Source organism: Micromonospora sp. MH33 (assembly GCF_003013775.1).
In the GTDB taxonomy this organism is placed as follows: Bacteria; Actinomycetota; Actinomycetes; order Mycobacteriales; family Micromonosporaceae; genus Micromonospora; species Micromonospora fulviviridis.
This window is the reverse complement of record NZ_MUYZ01000473.1, coordinates 1-3,321: the sequence shown is the minus strand read 5'-3', so window position 1 is coordinate 3,321 and position 3,321 is coordinate 1. Positions and strand designations below refer to the sequence as shown.

At 75.5% G+C, this 3,321-nt stretch carries 3 protein-coding genes and 1 pseudogene; all 4 read left to right on the top strand.

Annotated features, from left to right (window positions below; translation table 11 throughout):
* Positions 1–642 (top strand): condensation domain-containing protein (locus B0E53_RS34595; RefSeq protein WP_246835750.1); only part of this gene is annotated, 642 nt, incomplete at its 5' end.
* Positions 635–1,708: a TauD/TfdA family dioxygenase gene (locus B0E53_RS34590; RefSeq protein WP_107079738.1), complete on the top strand. Its 1,074-nt coding sequence runs from the start codon at positions 635–637 to the stop codon at positions 1,706–1,708. The genes B0E53_RS34595 and B0E53_RS34590, both read left to right, overlap by 8 nt.
* A 56-nt stretch (positions 1,709–1,764) precedes the next feature.
* A complete protein-coding gene (locus tag B0E53_RS34585) occupies positions 1,765–2,781 on the top strand; it encodes a TauD/TfdA family dioxygenase (RefSeq protein WP_107079737.1) in 1,017 nt (338 codons plus the stop codon).
* Positions 2,778–3,321, top strand: a pseudogene (locus B0E53_RS34580) (hypothetical protein); the annotation flags it as partial. The gene B0E53_RS34585 and the pseudogene B0E53_RS34580, both read left to right, overlap by 4 nt.

The following is a 3,321-nucleotide window of genomic DNA, read 5'->3' as shown; positions in this document are numbered from 1 at the left end:
ACCGCGGGCGCGGCGCGGGAACTGGCCCGGGCCGAGCGGGTCAGCCTGCACATGGTCGGGCTGGCCGCGTTCGCCACGCTGCTCGGCGCCGCCACCGGCCGGCGCGACCTGCTCGTCGGCGTCGCCTTCGCCGGCCGGACGAGCGTCGCCGCCGAGCAGAGCGTCGGCTGCCACGTCAACACCCTGCCGCTGCGGCTGCGCCCGGCGCCCGACCGGGGCTTCGCCGACCTGCTCGCCGAGGCGCGCCGGGTCACCCTGTTCGCCGCCGCCCACCAGGACGTCCCCTTCGACCTGCTGGTGGAGCGGCTGCGGCCGACCCGCCGGCCGCGACGCAACCCCCTCGTCCAGGTCGCCTTCGGGGTGCAGAACGCCCCGCCGGCCCGGCACCGCGGCGCGGCCGGGATCGAGTTCACCGGCGTGGAACTGACCCCGGACACCGCCCGGCTCGACCTGACCCTCTGGCTCGACGAGCGGCGGGACGGGCTGGCGGCGCTCTGGACCTACCGCACCGACCTGTTCGACCACGACGGGGTGGTCGCGTGGCACCGCCGGTTCTGCGCGGTGCTGCGTACCGCCGCCGCCGACCCCCGGCGCAGTCTCGCGGACTGCGCCGACACCGCTGGGAGTGAGAGAGATGAGTGAGCAGAACCGGGTCGCGCGGACCATCCCCCGTCGCGGCCGCGACCGGAACCTGGTGGACGTCCGGCCGGACTGGCCCGGCGGCCCGCTGCCGGCGCTCGTGCGGGCCAACGTGCCCGACGTCGACCTGGCCGGCTGGCTCGCCGGCCACCGCGACGAGGTCGACGAGCTGGCCCGCGGCGCCGGGGCGGTGCTGTTCCGCGGCTTCGCCGTGGCCGGCGCCGACGACTTCCGCACCGTGATGGCGGCCCTCTCCGACGACGTGCTCTCCTACGGCGAACGCTCCTCACCGCGCAGCCAGGTCACCGAGGGGGTGTACACCTCCACCGAGCACCCCGCCGACCAGCCGATCGTGCTGCACAACGAGCAGTCGTACACGGTGAACTGGCCCCTGCGCATCGTCTTCCACTGCGAGGTCGAGCCGGGCGCCGGCGGGCGCACCCCCCTCGCCGACAGCCGCCGGGTGCTGGCCCGGCTCCGCCCGGAGACCGTCGCCGAGTTCGAGCGGCGCGGGGTGCTCTACCGGCGCAACTACCTGCCCGGCATCAGCCTCTCCTGGCAGACCGCGTTCCAGACCGAACGGCGCGCGGAGGTCGAGGCGTACTGCGCCCGGGCGCTGATCGACGTGGAGTGGGTGGGCGACCGGCAGCTGCGGACCCGGCAGGTCCGCCCGGCGGTGCGCCGCCACCCGGTCACCGGCGAGCGGACCTGGTTCAACCACGCGCTGTTCTTCCACGTCACCTCCCTGCCCGACGACGTCAGCGCCGGCCTGCGGGCCGCCCTCGGCGAGGAGGACCTGCCCTACCAGACCGCGTACGGCGACGGCACGCCCATCCCCGACGAGGTGCTGGCCGAGCTGCGCGCCGCGTACGCCGCGGAGACCCGCTCCTTCGCCTGGCAGCGCGGCGACGTGCTGCTGGTGGAGAACATGCTGGCCGCGCACGCCCGGGAGCCGTTCACCCCGCCCCGCCGGATCCTCACCGCCATGTCCGATCCGGTCGCCGCGCCCGAGCTGACCGAGGCGATCCGTGCCGGCGCCGTGCCGACCCTCACGGGAGGCCAGGCGTGAGCGCGGGGAGGGAGCCGGGGCTGCGGGCCCCGCAGTCGCGAACCAGAGATGGCGCCGTGAGCGGGCCGGCGCCCCGGCGGCGCTCCACCGGCCCGGTCACCTCGCCGGTGACCCGGCGGGTGCTCGTGGACGAACGGTTCGTGCTGCTCGTCGAGGCCGCCGTGCCCGACCTCGACCTGGCGGGCTGGGTCGCCGGGCGCCGCGACGAGCTGCTGGCCGACCTGGACCGCTACGGCGCGGTGTTCTTCCGCGGCTTCGAGGTACGCACCCCCGACGACTTCAGCCAGGCCGCCCGGGCGGTGAGCCCGGACCTGCTCGGCTACCTGGAGCGGGCCGCCCCCCGGCACGAGGTCGCCGACCGGGTGTTCACCTCCACCGAGTTCAACGCCGAGCAGTGGATCCCGCTGCACCACGAGATGTCGTACTCGCACAACTGGCCCACCCACCTCTACTTCTGGTGCGCGCAGCCGGCCACCGGCAGCGGCGGGGCCACCCCGCTGGCCAGCGAGCGGGTCATCACCCCGCTGATCCCCGCCGACGTGCGGGAGCGGTTCCTCCGCGCCGGCGTCAGCTACGTGCGCAACTACGGCCCGCACCTGGACCTGCCCTGGCAGGAGGCCTTCCAGACCACCGACCGGGCGGAGGTGGAGGCGTACTGCGCCGCCTCGGCGACCGAGTTCACCTGGCTGGGCGGGGACGGGCTGCGGACCCGGACCCGGCGGCAGGCGGTCGCCACGCACCCGCGTACCGGGGAGACGGTGTGGTTCAACCACGCCCACCTGTTCCACGTCTCCAACATGCCGGCCGAGGTGTCCGGCGCGCTGCTGCGCGAGTACGGCCCGGAGGGGCTGCCCCGCAACGCCTACTACGGCGACGGCGAGCCGATCCCCGACGAGGTGGTCACCGGCATCCGCGAGCTGTACCGGCAGCACGCCGTCTCGGTGCCCTGGCAGCGCGGCGACGTGCTGGTGGTGGACAACTTCCTGACCACTCACGGCCGGGAACCCTTCAGCGGCGACCGGCAGATCCTGGTCGCCATGTCCGACCTCTACGTGAACCGGAGTGTGCTGTGAACGGATACCGTCTGTCGCCGGTCCAGCGCCTGGCCTGGTCCGGGAAGCAGGACCTGGTCCGGGCGCGGGTCCGGCTCGACCGGCCGCTGGACCGGGCGCGGTTGCAGGCCGCCGTCGACACGGTGGTGGCCCGGCACGAGGCGCTGCGGCTGGCCCTGGTGCACCACCCCGGGCTGCGGGTGCCGTTGCAGGACGTGGACGACGCCCGGGCCGTGACGGTCGGCGCGCAGGGGGACCTGTCGATCACGCTGACCGACGACGCGCTGGAGGTGGCCGCCACCCCGCTCATCGCCGATCCGGCCAGCCTGCGGCTGGTCCTCGCCGACCTGGCCCGGGCCTACGCCGGCGAGACGCTGCCCGAGGACCCGGAGGCGTTGCAGTTCCTCGACGTGGCCGAGTGGCAGCTGGAGGAGCGGGAGCAGGTCCCGAAGGCGGAGCCCGCCGCGCCGGCCGCGCGGCTCGTCACCCCGCACGGCGACGACCCGACCGCCGTGGTCAGCGCGGCGGTGCCCGCCGCCGCGCTGGCCGACGCCGCCCGGT